12 protein-coding genes and 1 riboswitch are annotated in these 14,561 nt (G+C 68.8%); of the genes, 7 read left to right on the forward strand and 5 right to left on the reverse strand.

What is annotated here, in order from left to right:
- Positions 1–3 precede the first annotated feature (3 nt).
- From ACIP94_RS16570 to ACIP94_RS16580, 3 genes are all read right to left on the reverse strand, one after another.
- Positions 4–846 carry a carbohydrate ABC transporter permease gene (locus ACIP94_RS16570; RefSeq protein ID WP_402425528.1) on the reverse strand — a complete coding sequence of 281 codons (843 nt, stop codon included), beginning with the start codon at positions 844–846 and terminating at the stop codon, positions 4–6.
- Positions 843–1,829: a carbohydrate ABC transporter permease gene (locus ACIP94_RS16575; protein WP_402425531.1), complete on the reverse strand. Its 987-nt coding sequence runs from the start codon at positions 1,827–1,829 to the stop codon at positions 843–845. Before ACIP94_RS16575 ends, ACIP94_RS16570 begins: the two co-directional genes overlap by 4 nt.
- Before the next feature lie 87 nt (positions 1,830–1,916).
- Entirely contained in the window at positions 1,917–3,191 is a 1,275-nt protein-coding gene (locus tag ACIP94_RS16580; RefSeq protein ID WP_402425534.1) for an extracellular solute-binding protein, read from the reverse strand.
- Positions 3,192–3,617: 426 nt separating this feature from the next.
- Between ACIP94_RS16580 and ACIP94_RS16585 the strand changes: the two genes are divergently transcribed.
- The 7 genes from ACIP94_RS16585 to ACIP94_RS16615 all read left to right on the forward strand — a co-directional run bounded on the left by ACIP94_RS16585 (position 3,618) and on the right by ACIP94_RS16615 (position 11,985).
- Positions 3,618–4,382 (forward strand): GntR family transcriptional regulator, encoded by a 765-nt coding sequence (locus ACIP94_RS16585; protein WP_402425536.1) that lies wholly within the window; start codon positions 3,618–3,620, stop codon positions 4,380–4,382.
- A gap of 125 nt (positions 4,383–4,507) precedes the next feature.
- Positions 4,508–4,774: a DUF3311 domain-containing protein gene (locus tag ACIP94_RS16590; RefSeq protein ID WP_402425539.1), complete on the forward strand. Its 267-nt coding sequence runs from the start codon at positions 4,508–4,510 to the stop codon at positions 4,772–4,774.
- On the forward strand, positions 4,771–6,399 hold the full coding sequence (mctP, locus tag ACIP94_RS16595; protein ID WP_402425542.1) for a monocarboxylate uptake permease MctP: 1,629 nt from the start codon (positions 4,771–4,773) through the stop codon (positions 6,397–6,399). Before ACIP94_RS16590 ends, mctP begins: the two co-directional genes overlap by 4 nt.
- Positions 6,400–6,527: 128 nt before the next feature.
- Positions 6,528–7,034 carry a GNAT family N-acetyltransferase gene (locus ACIP94_RS16600; protein WP_402425545.1) on the forward strand — a complete coding sequence of 169 codons (507 nt, stop codon included), beginning with the start codon at positions 6,528–6,530 and terminating at the stop codon, positions 7,032–7,034.
- An 87-nt stretch (positions 7,035–7,121) separates the two neighbouring features.
- Positions 7,122–7,217, forward strand: a riboswitch (cobalamin riboswitch).
- Between the two features lie 143 nt (positions 7,218–7,360).
- Entirely contained in the window at positions 7,361–9,742 is a 2,382-nt protein-coding gene (locus tag ACIP94_RS16605; protein ID WP_402425548.1) for a ribonucleoside-diphosphate reductase subunit alpha, read from the forward strand.
- Positions 9,743–9,800: 58 nt separating this feature from the next.
- A complete protein-coding gene (locus tag ACIP94_RS16610) occupies positions 9,801–10,811 on the forward strand; it encodes a ribonucleotide-diphosphate reductase subunit beta (protein WP_402425550.1) in 1,011 nt (336 codons plus the stop codon).
- A gap of 211 nt (positions 10,812–11,022) precedes the next feature.
- Positions 11,023–11,985, forward strand: coding sequence for a GlxA family transcriptional regulator (locus ACIP94_RS16615; protein ID WP_402425553.1), 963 nt, complete (start codon positions 11,023–11,025; stop codon positions 11,983–11,985).
- A gap of 16 nt (positions 11,986–12,001) precedes the next feature.
- Here the strand turns inward: ACIP94_RS16615 and ACIP94_RS16620 are convergent, their stop codons facing one another.
- Positions 12,002–13,375 carry a cytochrome P450 gene (locus tag ACIP94_RS16620; RefSeq protein WP_402425556.1) on the reverse strand — a complete coding sequence of 458 codons (1,374 nt, stop codon included), beginning with the start codon at positions 13,373–13,375 and terminating at the stop codon, positions 12,002–12,004.
- Positions 13,372–14,457 (reverse strand): epi-isozizaene synthase, encoded by a 1,086-nt coding sequence (gene cyc1, locus ACIP94_RS16625; protein ID WP_402425558.1) that lies wholly within the window; start codon positions 14,455–14,457, stop codon positions 13,372–13,374. The genes ACIP94_RS16620 and cyc1 overlap by 4 nt, the downstream gene beginning before the upstream one ends.
- Between the last annotated feature and the right edge of the window lie 104 nt (positions 14,458–14,561).

The following is a 14,561-nucleotide window of genomic DNA, read 5'->3' on the forward strand; positions in this document are numbered from 1 at the left end:
GCGTTATCCCTTCACGGCGCCCGCGGTCAGGCCCGCGGCCATCTTGCGCTGGACGAGGAGGAAGAGCACGACGATCGGCACGGCCATCATCGTGGCCCCGGCCATCATCGGCGCGTATTCGGTGCCGTGCTTGGTGGTGAAGTTGCCGAGCCAGACGGTCGCGGTCTGGTGCTGCTGGCTCATCAGCATGAGGGCGTACAGATACTCGTTCCAGGCCTGGATGAAGCCGTAGACCGAGGTGGCGACCAGGCCGGGGGCGAGCAGCGGGAAGACCACGCGCAGGAAGGCGCCGGTGCGGGAGCAGCCGTCCACCATGGCCGCCTCCTCCAGCTCGCCCGGGATGTTGACGATGAACCCGCGCAGCGTCCACACGGTGAAGGGCAGGATGAAGGTCAGGTACGTGATGATCAGGCCGGTCAGTCTGTCGTACTGCCCGAGGTCGTTGAGCAGCAGGAAAACCGGGATGATCATGGCGACCAGCGGAATCATCTGGACCGCCAGGATGCCCACGATCACGATCTTCCGGCCACGGAAGGCGAAGCGGGAGATGGCGAGCGCCGCCAGCATCCCGACGACGATGCCGATCGCCACCACCGACAGGGACACGACCAGGCTGCGGCCGACCGGGCCCCAGAAGTCCGCTATGTCCAGCGCCCGGCGGAAGTTGGCCAGGGTGAGACCCGTCGGCAGCAGGCTCGGATCGGGGTCGATGGCGTCCTTCGCCGGCTTGAAGGCCGTGTCGACCATCCAGTAGACGGGGAAGCCCGCGGTGACGAAGACGAGCAGGCCGAGGAGGTTCCAGCCGAGCCTCGGCCCCCGGCGGCCGGGAGCTGTGAGGGTACTCATTCGACCTCTCCGATCTTCAGCATCTGGCGCATGTACACGGCGACCACGCCGAGCAGCAGCACCACGGTGAGCAGGGCGATGGCGGAGCCCTGCGCATAGTCGTTGACGACGAACGCCCGGTCGTACGAGTAGGTGGTGAGAAGCTGGAACTCGGCCTCGGGGTGGCCGCCCCGCATCACGAAGACCTGCGGGAAGACACCCATGTCCCAGATCACCGACAGGGTCGTGAGCATCACGATGATCGGCTTGAGGATGGGCAGGGTGACATGGCGGAAGACCCCCCAGGCACCCGCGCCGTCCAGCCGGGCCGCCTCCTGGAGCTCCCTGGGGACCTGGGTGAGGCCCGCGCTGAGCGTGATGACGACGAAGGGCACCGCCCCCCACACCACCAGCAGCATGATCACGGCCAGTCCCTGGGGCCCCGACGCGAACCAGTTGTGGCCGATCATCTCGACCCCGGGCAGCTTGCTCAGCAACGCGTTGAAGACGCCGTAGTCCGAGTCGAAGAGCCACTTGAAGACGGTGGTGGCCACGATGACGGGCATGCCCCAGCCGGCCACCAGCACGATGTTCACCAGCGTCCTCACCCAGCCGGAGACCCGTTGCAGCAGCAGGGCGATCATCATGCCGGCGGCCATCGTGAAGACGACACAGCCGACCGCGAACACGATGGTGCGCAGGACGACGGCCCAGAACTCGCCGTCGCCCAGCACCTCGGCGAAGTTGGCGAACCCGACCGGCTCGGCGGGCTGGAAGCCCCACAGCTGGGACTGTCCGAACTTCTCGAAGGAGAGGGTGACCAGGCGCACCAGCGGATAACCCATCACCAGGACGAGGACCAGCAGACAGGGCGCCAGCAGCAGCCAGGGGGCCGCCGCCCCGCTCGACGTCCGCTTTCTGCGTGGCCGCTCCGGGACGGCGGGTGGCGGCGCCGGCCGCGGCGGCGGCACGGTGGCAGGGGTGGTCGTGTCTGCGGCACTCATCGCGCGCTCCTCAGCGGTCCCTCAGGTCCAACGGGACGCAGGGCCCCGGCCCCGGACTCCCCCGGGCGACGGGGCCCTGCGTTCAGGTCACTTGGTGTTGATGACCTTGTCGATCGCGGTGTCCGCGTCCTTCGCGGCGGCCTCGACCGACTTCTTGCCGGTACCGATGTCCTGCAGCATGGTCTGGAGGATCTGCGCCTTCTCGACCTGGCCCCAGCCCGGTGCCATCGGGACGAACCAGTTGGACTCGGCCGCGGTGGCGGGGACCGCCGTCGCCGGGTCGTTCTTCAGCGTGGCGAGGTCCGTCTTGTTGTTGGGCAGGTTGCCCTTGGCCATCAGGCCCTTCTGACCCTCGGAGCCGGTGAACGCGTTGATCCACTCGCCGGCCAGGTCCTGCGCCTTGGACTTCACCGGGATCGCGAGGTCGGATCCGCCGAGGAACACCGGGATGTTCCTGCCGGACGGGCCGGGCATCACGAAGTTCTCGAGGTTGTCCTTGAGTTTGCCGGTCTTGTCGTTCTTCGGGTCGGCCGCGGTCGCGCCCTCCCAGGCGGCGGCGAAGATCATGGCGGATTTGCCCTGGCCGTAGACGATGTACCGGTCCGACTCGTCCTTGGTCTTGTCGCCGTGCATGTACGAGTCGACGACGTTCTTGAACTCGGTGAGGCCCTTGACGGACTCGGGCGAGGAGAGGTTCGCCTTCCACTGGCCGCCCTGCTCCTTGGCGATGGAGCCGCCCGCGTCGTAGACGAAGGACATGGCCGCGTACCAGTCGCGCGTGGGCTGGTACCAGGCGCTGAACGTGCCGCCCTCCTTCTTCTGGATCTTGTCCAGGTCGGCGGTCAGCTCCTGGTACGTCTTCGGGGGCGTCTTGACGCCCACCGAAGCGGCTATGTCCTTGCGCCAGTTGGCGACCCGGCCGCCGGCGTAGTACGGGACGCCGTAGGTCTTGCCCTCGTAGGTGACGGAGGTCTTCAGGCCGTCCAGCCACTGGCCGGAGTTGTCGAACTTGGCCGGGTCCACCTGGGCGAAGGCACCCTTGACCATGTAGCCGAGCATCTCGCTGTTGCCCATCTCGACCACGTCGGGCACCTTGTCGGTGGCGAGGACCGCGTCGAGCTTGGTGTTCTTGTCCGGCCAGCCGTAGTACTCGTGCTGGATCTTCAGGCCGGGGTGCTTCTTGGTCACGGCGTCGTCCGCGGCCTTCACCAGCGCGGGCCAGTTGTTCTGCGCGTCGACCGTCAGCCAGACGGTGAGTTCCTTGGCGTCCGACCCCCCGGACTTGCCGCCGCCGTCCCCGCACGCCGCGATGGAGATCATCATGCCCGCGATTCCGATCGCGGCTGTCAGCTTGCGCTTCACGCCCACCCTCCTCAGGGATGCCACCAACCCCCCTTGTCCACGCGGCGACTTGATGACGAGTAGCGCCCGTGGGGCCGGGACCTGGACCAATGGTGTAGACCAGTACGGGGGAGCTTGGCCCAGACCAATAGGAGTGTCAAGGGTGTTCGGCGCGGTCCGGACGTCCGTTATGGGACCTACATATGCAAGGACCTTTAAGCAGGAACCCAGCAGAAAGGGCAGGCCAGTGGCGGCCCGCCGACTGGACCACTTCGGTGCGGTGGACTAGACCAGCGGGAGTGCCGACGGTATACAGAAGGGATCCCCGGCCGCGTGACGGGGATCGCGGAGCATGCGGGGCACCCCCCGCATCGAGCCGTGCCACGATGTGAGCCGCGACCGACGGAGTGCCGGTCGCTTCGGCATCCGGAGCCGGGAAGGCAGAGCATGAGCACCGACGTCAGCAGTGCGGAGAGCGAGGGCGGGGCGACCGTCCGCACCGCGCGCGTGCCCAAGTACTACCGTCTGAAGAAGCATCTGCTGGACATGACGGAGACGCTGCCGCCCGGGACGCCGGTACCGCCCGAGCGCACGCTGGCCGCGGAGTTCGACACCTCGCGCACGACCGTGCGCCAGGCCCTGCAGGAGCTGGTCGTCGAGGGCCGGCTCGAGCGCATCCAGGGCAAGGGCACCTTCGTCGCCAAGCCGAAGGTCTCCCAGGCACTCCAGCTCACCTCCTACACGGAGGACATGCGCGCCCAGGGCCTCGAACCGACCTCCCAGCTCCTGGACATCGGCTACATCACCGCCGACGGCACCCTCGCCGGGCTGCTCGACATCACGGCCGGCGGCCGGGTGCTGCGCATCGAGCGTCTGCGGCTGGCGAGCGGCGAGCCCATGGCGATCGAGACGACGCATCTGTCCGCCAAGCGCTTTCCGGCGCTGCGCCGCTCGCTGGTGAAGTACACCTCCCTCTACACGGCGCTCGCGGAGGTCTACGACGTCCATCTCGCGGAGGCCGAGGAGACCATCGAGACCTCGCTGGCCACCCCCCGCGAGGCGGGGCTGCTCGGCACGGATGTCGGCCTGCCGATGCTGATGCTCTCCCGGCACTCGCTGGACCGGCAGGGCAAGCCGGTGGAGTGGGTGCGCTCGGTGTACCGCGGGGACCGGTACAAGTTCGTGGCGCGGCTCAAGCGGCCGCAGGAGTGAGCCGTTCGCCGGCCTTTCCACACAGCCGAGGCCCGATTCCGGACGAGGTCTTCCGCCTTCGGGACACCGTCACCTAGATTGCCTGCGCATTACACAGGTGAACAGTGAGGGGACGGAGCCACCAGATGTCAGATCAGCCGCATGTGACAAGAGCGGCGACGGTGACGCCCGTGCGCGTCGCCATCGCCCTCTGCCTCGTAGCACCCTTCGTCGCGATGCTGTGGGTCGGCTCCTACGCCAAGACCGACCCCACGTTCATCGGCATCCCTTTCTTCTACTGGTACCAGATGCTGTGGGTACTGATCTCCACGGCGCTGACCATGCTCGCCTACCAGCTCTGGCGGCGTGACCAGCGCGCCCGCGCCGGCCGTGAGGGGGGTGCGTCGCAGTGAAGGACGGAGTGAACGGCGTCGCGCTCGGCGTCTTTGTCTTCTTCTTCCTGGCCGTCACGGTGCTGGGCTTCCTCGCGGCACGCTGGCGCAAGGCCGAGAACGAACACAGCCTCGACGAATGGGGCCTCGGCGGGCGGTCGTTCGGCACCTGGATCACCTGGTTCCTCCTCGGCGGGGACCTGTACACGGCGTACACCTTCGTGGCCGTACCGGCGGCGATCTACGCGGCCGGCGCGTCGGGCTTCTTCGCGGTGCCGTACACGATCCTCGTCTACCCGCTGATCTTCACCTTCCTGCCCCGGCTGTGGTCGGTGTCGCACCGGCACGGATACGTCACCACCTCCGACTTCGTCCGCGGCCGGTTCGGCTCCAAGGGGCTGTCGCTGGCGGTGGCGGTCACCGGCATCCTGGCGACGATGCCGTACATCGCGCTCCAGCTGGTGGGCATCCAGGCCGTGCTGGACGTGATGGGCGTGGGCGGCGGCGAGAACACCAACTGGTTCGTGAAGGACCTGCCGCTGCTGATCGCCTTCGGCGTGCTCGCCGCGTACACCTACTCCTCGGGTCTGCGGGCCCCCGCGCTGATCGCGTTCGTCAAGGACGCGCTGATCTACATCGTCATCGCGGTGGCGATCATCTACATCCCGATCAAGCTGGGCGGCTTCGACGACATCTTCGCCAAGGCGGGCCACGCGTTCGCGCAGACAAGTCCGGTGACGGGGAAGCCGCGCGGCGCCCTCGCACCGCCGGAGGCGGGCCAGTGGACCTATGCGACGCTGGCACTGGGCTCCGCGCTCGCGCTGTTCATGTACCCGCACTCGATCACGGCGACGCTGTCCTCGCGCAGCCGTGAGGTGATCCGCCGCAACACCACGATCCTTCCGCTGTACTCGCTGATGCTGGGTCTGCTGGCGCTGCTGGGCTTCATGGCGATCGCGGCGGGTGTGAAGGTGCAGAACGGCCAGCTGGCCATTCCGCAGCTCTTCGAGGACATGTTCCCGGACTGGTTCGCGGGCGTGGCGTTCGCGGCGATCGGCATCGGGGCGCTGGTTCCGGCGGCGATCATGTCCATCGCGGCCGCCAACCTGTTCACCCGCAACATCTACAAGGACTTCATCAAGCCGGATGCCACGGCGAAGGAGGAGACCCGGGTCTCCAAGATCGTATCGCTGCTGGTGAAGGTGGGCGCCCTGGTCTTCGTGCTGACGATGGACAAGACGGTCGCCATCAACTTCCAGCTGCTGGGCGGCATCTGGATCCTCCAGACCTTCCCGGCCCTGGTGGGCGGACTGTTCACCCGCTGGTTCCACCGCTGGGCGCTGCTCGCGGGCTGGGCGGTCGGCATGGTCTACGGCACGCTCGCGGCGTACGGTGTCGCCTCCCCCACGCAAGCGCACTTCGGGGGCTCGGCCAAGGAGATCCCGGGCATCGGTGAGATCGGCTACATCGGTCTGACGGCGTTCGTGATGAACGTCCTGGTGACGGTCGCCCTGACCTTCGTCCTGAAGGCCGTGAAGGCCCCCGAGGGCGTCGACGAGACCAGGCCGGACGACTACACGGCGGACGCGGGCGACCCCGGGGTGCAGGTCGAACTGCCCCCGGCGACGGCCGGTACGTCCCACTAGGGCCCGGGCCGGGACCTGGTGGCCCGGGTCCCGGGCACCGGGTCCCGGGCGAGCGGGCAGGCATGCAGGCGGGCCGCCGGAGAGAATCCGGCGGCCCGTTGTCGTACCCGTCGGGCACACTCGGGCCCATGGACATCACCATCCGGCAGGCACTGCCCGTGGAGTACGCGGTCCTCGGCGAGATCACCGCCCAGGCCTATCTCCGGGACGGGCTGCTCGACTTCGGCGAGAGCGACTCCTACCTCGGCGAGCTGAGAGACGTGGCCAAGCGGGCCGGTGCCGCCGAGGTGCTGGCCGCCGTGGAGGGCGACCGGGTCCTCGGCGGGGTCACCTTCGTGCCGGCGGCCGGGCCCATGGCCGACATCGCCGGTCCCGGCGAGGCCGAGATACGGATGCTGGCCGTCGACCACGCGGCCCGCGGGCGCGGCACCGGTGAGGCCCTGGTGCGCGCGTGCGTCGAGCGTGCCCGCGCGGTCCCCGGCTGCCGGCGGGTGGTGCTGTCCACCCAGCGCACCATGCACACCGCCCACCGTGTCTACGCGCGCCTCGGCTTCCTTCGCACACCAGAGCGGGACTGGAATCCGCTCCCGCACCTCGACGACCTCACGTTGCTCACCTATGCGTTGACACTCTGACACGCTCCGGAGCCAACACGACACAACATCTGGGGGTGGCCTCGCGACCCAGCACAAGATGTATGCTCATGCTCGCTGTCACCGCAGGGGAATCCGGTGTGAATCCGGAACTGTCCCGCAACGGTGTACTTGTGCCTGTCCGTCCCCCCGGGGCGGATCTGCATAAGCGTCAGTCCGAGGACCTGCCGACAGTGCGCCCGGCCGACCGGCCCAGGCGCCTGACGTCCGGGCCTCGTGGAATGGGCCGGTGGACGCGACGCCCGCGTGCGCTCGTGAGCTGCCCCTGCCCTCCGCCAGGCCCCGTGCCGAGCGAGGGAGAGCCCCACGTGACCATCGCGCCAGCCGAACCGGCTTCAGCGACACCGTCTTCGGTGCCGTCCGCGGTGACCGACGGGACCGACGGTCCCGGTGCCGCGCTGCTGCGGACCCTGACCGAGCTGACCGTTGACCTCCCCGACGCCGACCCCGGCCGGGTCGCCGCCGCCGCGCTGCGCGGCCGGTCGGCGCGCGCGGACGAGACGGAACTGCGCGAGCTGGCCACGGAGGCGGCCGCCGGCCTCATCTCCGAGGACCCCGCCTACTCCCGGCTCGCCGCCCGGCTGCTGACGATCTCCATCGGCGCCGAGGCCGCCTCCCAGGGCGTCACGTCGTTCACCGAGTCCGTAGCCGTCGGGCACCGGGAGGGTCTGATCGCCGATCGGACCGCCGCCTTCGTTCGCCTGCACGCTGCCCGCCTCGACGCCCTCGTCGACCCGGACGCCGACGACCGCTTCGGCTACTTCGGGCTCCGCACCCTGCACAGCCGCTACCTGCTGCGGCACCCGGTCACCCGCAAGGTCGTCGAGACGCCCCAGCACTTCCTGCTGCGCGTCGCCTCCGGCCTCGCCGCGGACGACACGCCCCGCGCGGTGGACGAAGTCGCGGCGCTCTACAGGCTCATGAGCCGCCTGGACTACCTCCCCTCCTCTCCCACCCTCTTCAACTCCGGCACCCGCCACCCCCAGATGTCGTCCTGCTACCTCCTCGACTCCCCCAAGGACGAGCTGGACTCCATCTACGACCGCTACCACCAGGTCGCCCGCCTCTCCAAGCACGCCGGAGGCATCGGCATCGCCTACTCCCGCGTCCGTTCCCGCGGTTCGCTGATCCGTGGCACCAACGGGCACTCCAACGGCATCGTCCCCTTCCTGAAGACCCTGGACGCCTCCGTCGCCGCCGTGAACCAGGGCGGCCGGCGCAAGGGCGCGGCCGCCGTCTATCTGGAGACCTGGCACTCCGACATCGAGGAGTTCCTGGAGCTGCGCGACAACACCGGCGAGGACGCCCGGCGCACGCACAACCTCAACCTCGCGCACTGGATCCCGGACGAGTTCATGCGCCGCGTCAACGCCGACGAGCAGTGGTCGCTGTTCTCCCCCGCGGACGTGCCGGAGCTGGCCGACCTGTGGGGGGAGGAGTTCGACGCCGCCTACCGCAAGGCCGAGGCGGACGGCCTCGCCAGGAGGACCCTCCCGGCCCGCGATCTGTACGGCCGCATGATGCGCACCCTCGCGCAGACCGGCAACGGCTGGATGACGTTCAAGGACGCCGCCAACCGCACCGCCAACCAGACGGCCGAGCCGGGCCATGTCATCCACTCCTCCAACCTCTGCACGGAGATCCTGGAGGTCACCGACGACGGGGAGACGGCGGTCTGCAACCTGGGGTCCGTCAACCTCGGCGCGTTCGTCACCGACGGGGACATCGCCTGGGAGCGGCTGGACGAAACGGTCCGCACCGCCGTCACCTTCCTGGACCGCGTCGTCGACATCAACTTCTACCCGACCGAGCAGGCCGGCCGGTCCAACGCCAAGTGGCGCCCGGTCGGACTCGGCGCGATGGGTCTCCAGGACGTCTTCTTCAAGCTGCGGCTGCCCTTCGACTCGCCGGAGGCCAGGGCCCTGTCCACGCGGATCGCCGAGCGCATCATGCTCGCCGCGTACGAGGCGTCCGCCGACCTCGCCGAGCGCAGCGGCCCGCTGCCGGCCTGGGACCGGACGCGCACCGCCCGGGGCGTGCTGCACCCCGACCACTTCGACACCGAGCTGACCTGGCCGGAGCGCTGGGCGGCCCTGCGCGAGCGCATCGCCGCGGTCGGCATGCGCAACTCGCTGCTCCTCGCGATCGCGCCGACCGCGACGATCGCCTCGATCGCCGGTGTGTACGAGTGCATCGAGCCGCAGGTGTCCAACCTGTTCAAGCGCGAGACGCTGTCCGGCGAGTTCCTCCAGGTGAACTCGTATCTGGTGCAGGACCTCAAGGAGCTGGGTGTCTGGGACGCCCGCACCCGTGAGGCGCTGCGCGACGCGAACGGCTCGGTGCAGGGCTTCGCGTGGATCCCCGAGGACGTACGGGCGCTGTACCGCACGGCATGGGAGATCCCGCAGCGCGGCCTGATCGACATGGCCGCCGCCCGCACCCCGTTCCTGGACCAGGCCCAGTCCCTGAACCTGTTCATGGAGACGCCGACCATCGGCAAGCTCTCCTCGATGTACGCGTACGCCTGGAAGTCCGGGCTGAAGACGACGTACTACCTGCGCTCCCGCCCGGCGACCCGGATCGCCCGTGCGGCGCAGGCGCAGGCGACCATCCCCACCCAGCAGGCGGCCGACCCCGACGCCGTCGCCTGCTCCCTCGAGAACCCCGAGTCCTGCGAGGCCTGCCAGTGATGCCCACCCGTCGCCCGACCACCACCCCTGGAGGACGGCGCTTCGCGCCGACAGACACATGACCCGTAACGCCAATCTGCTCGACCCGGGCTTCGAACTGACCCTGCGCCCGATGCGCTATCCGGACTTCTACGAGCGCTACCGGGACGCCATCAAGAACACCTGGACGGTGGAGGAGGTCGACCTCCACTCGGACGTCGCCGACCTCGCCAGGCTGACGCCGGCCGAGCAGCACCTCATCGGCCGTCTGGTGGCCTTCTTCGCGACGGGCGACTCGATCGTCGCGAACAACCTGGTGCTGACGCTGTACAAGCACATCAACTCTCCGGAGGCGCGCCTGTATCTGTCGCGCCAGCTGTTCGAGGAGGCCGTCCACGTCCAGTTCTATCTCACGCTGCTGGACACCTACCTCCCCGACCCGAAGGACCGTTCCGCCGCCTTCGCGGCCGTGGAGAACATCCCCTCGATCCGGGAGAAGGCCGAATTCTGCTTCACATGGATGGACTCGGTCGAGAACCTGGACCGGCTTGAGTCCAAGGCCGACCGCCGGCGCTTCCTGCTCAACCTGATCTGCTTCGCCGCGTGCATCGAGGGTCTGTTCTTCTACGGCGCCTTCGCGTACATCTACTGGTTCCGCAGCCGGGGTCTGCTGCACGGCCTCGCGACCGGCACCAACTGGGTGTTCCGGGACGAGACGATGCACATGTCCTTCGCCTTCGACGTGGTCGACACCGTCCGCAAGGAGGAGCCGGACCTGTTCGACGACGGGCTCCGGCAGCAGGTCACCGACATGCTGGAGGAGGCCGTGGCGGCCGAGCTCCAGTTCGCGCGGGACCTGTGCGGTGACGGCCTGCCCGGCATGAACACCGACTCGATGCGGCAGTACCTGGAGTGCGTCGCCGACCAGCGCCTCACGCGCCTCGGCTTCGCCCCGGTGTACGGCTCGGAGAACCCCTTCGCCTTCATGGAGCTTCAGGGTGTTCAGGAGCTGACCAACTTCTTCGAGCGGCGTCCGTCGGCGTACCAGGTGGCGGTGGAGGGCACCGTCGACCTGGACGAGGACTTCTGAGACTCCGCCGCCCTCAGCTGACGGTCGATCCGGCGCTCGTGGACAAGGCCCCCGAGCGCCGGGCCGGCGAGGAGAGCGAAGAGGAGCAGGACGGTCGCGTATGCCGTGAAGGTGTCCATGCGGTAACTGTCGTTCACGGCCGACGCTCCTGACAGTGGCAGGACTGCCCTCCACCCTCGAATTACTGCCACTTCCCGGGCACACTGGCAGCATGCTGAAGAACGTCGCCGTCGTCCTCCTCGACGGCGTGCATCCCTTCGAACTCGGCGTCGCGTGCGAGGTGTTCGGCATCGACCGCAGCGACGAGGGCCTGCCCGTGTACGACTTCGCGGTCGCCTCGGCCGAGAAGTCCACGCTGGGCACCCACTGCGGGTTCACCGTGTCCACGCCCTACGGGCTGGAGCGGCTGGAGGAGGCCGATCTGATCGCCGTACCGGCCGGTGACGCCTATGCGACCCGGGAGTATCCGGCGGACCTGCTGGACGCGCTGCGCCGGGCCGTCGCGCGCGGGACCCGGGTGCTCAGCGTCTGTTCCGGTGTCTTCGTGCTGGGGGCGGCCGGGCTGCTGGACGGGCGGCGGTGCGCGGTGCACTGGCGGCACGCCGACGCCCTCGCGCGGCGCTTCCCGCGTGCGGTCGTCGAGCCGGATGTGCTCTACGTCGACGAGGACCCGGTGATCACCTCCGCGGGCACCGCCGCCGGAATCGACGCCTGCCTGCACATCGTGCGCAAGGAGCAGGGGCCGGAGGTGGCCAACAGGATCGCCCGGCGGATGGTGGTGCCGCCGCACCGCGACGGCGGCCAGGCCCAGTACATCGAGCGGCCGCTGCCGCGGTCGCGGTGCGACACGGTCGCCGGGGTGATGGTCTGGATGGAGCGCCACCTCGACCAGGAGGTGACGGTCGAACAGCTGGCCGCCCGTGCGCATATGTCCCCGCGCACCTTCGCCCGCCGTTTCCAGCAGGAGACCGGCACCACCCCGTACCGCTGGATCCTGCGTCAACGGGTGCTGCTGGCACAGGAGTTGCTGGAGCGGACCGACGACACGACGGAGGCGATCGCCGACCGCACCGGATTCGGCACGGCGGCGGCGCTGCGCCATCAGTTCGTGCGCGCCCTGGGCACGACGCCCGCTGCCTACCGGCGCACGTTCAGGGGTCCCGAGGCCGCCTGAACGTGCGCCCGGAAGGTCACCTCGGCCGCGCCCTCAGCAGCAGCCGGCGCGGGCGGAGCGTGATGCCGATGCGGAGCCTCGGGTCGGAGCCGGGCACCTCCTCGAACCGGTAGGCGGACGCCACCTCCGCCATGATCAACGTGAGTTCGGCCATCGAGAAGTGGTCCCCCGGGCACTTCCGGTTGCCGACCCCGAACGGGGTCATCGCGTACTTCGGGACGTCCTTGGCCCGTTCCGGGAGCCAGCGGTGGGGGTCGAACCGCTCGGGCTGCTCGTAGGAGCGCGGGTCGTGCTGAATCGCGTAGGGGCTGTACACGACGTCCGCCCCGGCCGGAATGCGGTAGCCGCCGAGCTGGGTTTCGGTCACGGCCCGCCGGGTCAGAATCCATACGGCGGGGCGCAGCCGCATTGTCTCGACGATGACATTGGCGGTGTACGTCAGATTCCGGACGTCCTCGAATGCGACCGGCCGGCCACCCGTCACGGTTTTCACTTCATCGCGGATCTTGTCCGCCTGTTCCGGATGATGCGTGAGCACCTGGAGAAGCGACATGACCATGGAGCCCACTGTTTCACTCCCGGCCGTGACGATGGCGACGACCTGGTCGTGGATCTCCTCTTCCCCAATGGGCTCACCATTCTGATCCTTCGCGTCCAGCAAAGCCATGAGCAAATCGTTCGGCTTTTGACCGGATGCCCGGCGGGCGTCGACGATCTCATCGACCACGAGATGCAAATCGGCCAATGCCCGATTGAATGCGCGATTGGCCGGAACCGGCAGCCGGTACAGCGGTCCGAGCGGTATCACCATGCGCTGGTACATGCCGCTGAACAGCGTGGCGAGCGAGGCGCAGATACGGTCGGCGCGCTCGTCCATGTAGGTGCCCCCCATCAGACACCGGGCGGCGATGCGCACGGCCACACGGAACGACTCCGTGGTGACGTCGATGGTCGTGCCGGGCCGCCACCGCTCCACGAGCGCGCGGGCCTCCTCGGCCATGACCGGCCCGTACCCGGGGATGGCCTCCTGCCGGAAGGCGGGCTGGATGGCCCGTCGCTGGCGCCGGTGCAGCGGACCGTTGCTGGTGGCGACGCCCTCCTTGCCGAGCAGGTCCTCCAGGGACTCCCACAGCGGGCCGCCGATCTCGAAGTCGGTGCTGAGCGCGAGGGCTCCGGCGAGCGCGGGGGTGGTCACCGCGTACACCGTCTTGGGTCCGAGCCTCAGCCGGACGACACCGCCGTCGTCCCGCAGCCCGCCCAGAAAGCCGAGCGGGTCACGAAAGAGCCTCCAGCCGTGGCCGAGCAGGGGGACGCCGCCCGCGGCGAGCGGGGGAACGCACGGGGGCGCCGCCGCCTCGGGCGCCTTCGAACCGACCGATTCCAGGGTCATTTCTCACCTGCCGCTTCGTTGTCGACGTACGGGGGTGTCGCGCGGTCGTCCCAGCTGTCGACCCGGTAGCGGCCGGACTCATGGTGGAACCAGTAGACGGCGCTGAACCAGTTCCGCATGTTTGCGACGATCGCCCTCACGACATCCCCCAGTTCCTTTCCCTCCACGGAGACGTCCACGAGGGAATCGGCGAACCGGAGTGCCTCCTTTTCGGCGGCGAGGAAACCGGATATGCATTCCTCGATCCGCCGCCGCATTTCTCCGACGGCTTCCTCGAGTGTCAGGCCCTCGTGCTGGACGAGACTGATTCCCAGATTGTGGACCTCGTCTCCCGCGATTTCCTTGGGGAGTGAGCACAGATCGTTGTACCAGGCGGCGAACTCCTGGCTGAGCAATGCCGCCCGCCGGTATGCGGGGTGTTTCCGCACGGCGTCCGGAAGTTCGTATCCCGCGCTGAGTTCCAGCAGATCGGTCCAGATCCAGTGCGCGAACGTCAGCCGCCTCAGCTCCAGATAGGCCTCGACCGTCGGGACGGTCCCGCGGGTGCGGTTGCGGAACTCACGGTCGTACGCCTCGATCACCGCGTGGAAGTGCCGGGCGAAGCGTGCGTTCCACCGCTCACCCAGGAACGCGTACAGGCGCCCCACGCTGTCCGCCAACCCTGCGACCAGGGGATCGGCCTGGTGCAGATGGTGCCCGGGTGCGTCCAGGGCCGCATGGAGCTGGAACCTCAACTTCCGCCAGGCGGCAGGCCGGCGGTGGACGATGTCGCGGTCGTGGCGGTCGTCCCAGACGAAGAACCACGCACTGTAGTCCGCTATCGCCTGAAGGACCTCGTCGGGGGCTCCGAGGTAGTAGCCCGCCATGAGGTCGGTGTAGCGCAGCCCGTCGGCGTGTTCCTCGACCTTGTCCGCGCGCATGAGCCGCTTTTCCAGCAGCCAGGAACGTGTCTTCTCCTGCAGACGGGGCCAATACGGGTGCAACCGACGGGGAAACGCGGTCTCGATGACCGGCAGACAGAGCGCCGGTGGAACCGCGATCACGGTCGTCGTCGGTGAAGTGCTGTGTGGGAAAGCTGGCACGAACAAACCCCTCTCAGCCGCCGGTTGGCGTCACGCCCCTCCCGCCGTGCCGGGCGCGCGCCGTTGCGTATCCCCGCGCTTTCCATTCAGCACCACAACTGACC

Source organism: Streptomyces sp. NPDC093261 (genome assembly GCF_044753645.1).
In the GTDB taxonomy this organism is placed as follows: Bacteria; Actinomycetota; Actinomycetes; order Streptomycetales; family Streptomycetaceae; genus Streptomyces.

Bases quoted from the DNA above. Each gene is read 5' to 3' on its own strand.
- ACIP94_RS16570 (WP_402425528.1), bottom strand. From the start codon at position 846: ATGAGTACCCTCACAGCTCCCGGCCGCCGGGGGCCGAGGCTCGGCTGG.
- ACIP94_RS16575 (WP_402425531.1), bottom strand. From the start codon at position 1,829: ATGAGTGCCGCAGACACGACCACCCCTGCCACCGTGCCGCCGCCGCGG.
- ACIP94_RS16585 (WP_402425536.1), top strand. From the start codon at position 3,618: ATGAGCACCGACGTCAGCAGTGCGGAGAGCGAGGGCGGGGCGACCGTC.
- ACIP94_RS16590 (WP_402425539.1), top strand. From the start codon at position 4,508: ATGTCAGATCAGCCGCATGTGACAAGAGCGGCGACGGTGACGCCCGTG.
- ACIP94_RS16600 (WP_402425545.1), top strand. From the start codon at position 6,528: ATGGACATCACCATCCGGCAGGCACTGCCCGTGGAGTACGCGGTCCTC.
- ACIP94_RS16610 (WP_402425550.1), top strand. From the start codon at position 9,801: ATGACCCGTAACGCCAATCTGCTCGACCCGGGCTTCGAACTGACCCTG.
- ACIP94_RS16615 (WP_402425553.1), top strand. From the start codon at position 11,023: ATGCTGAAGAACGTCGCCGTCGTCCTCCTCGACGGCGTGCATCCCTTC.
- ACIP94_RS16620 (WP_402425556.1), bottom strand. From the start codon at position 13,375: ATGACCCTGGAATCGGTCGGTTCGAAGGCGCCCGAGGCGGCGGCGCCC.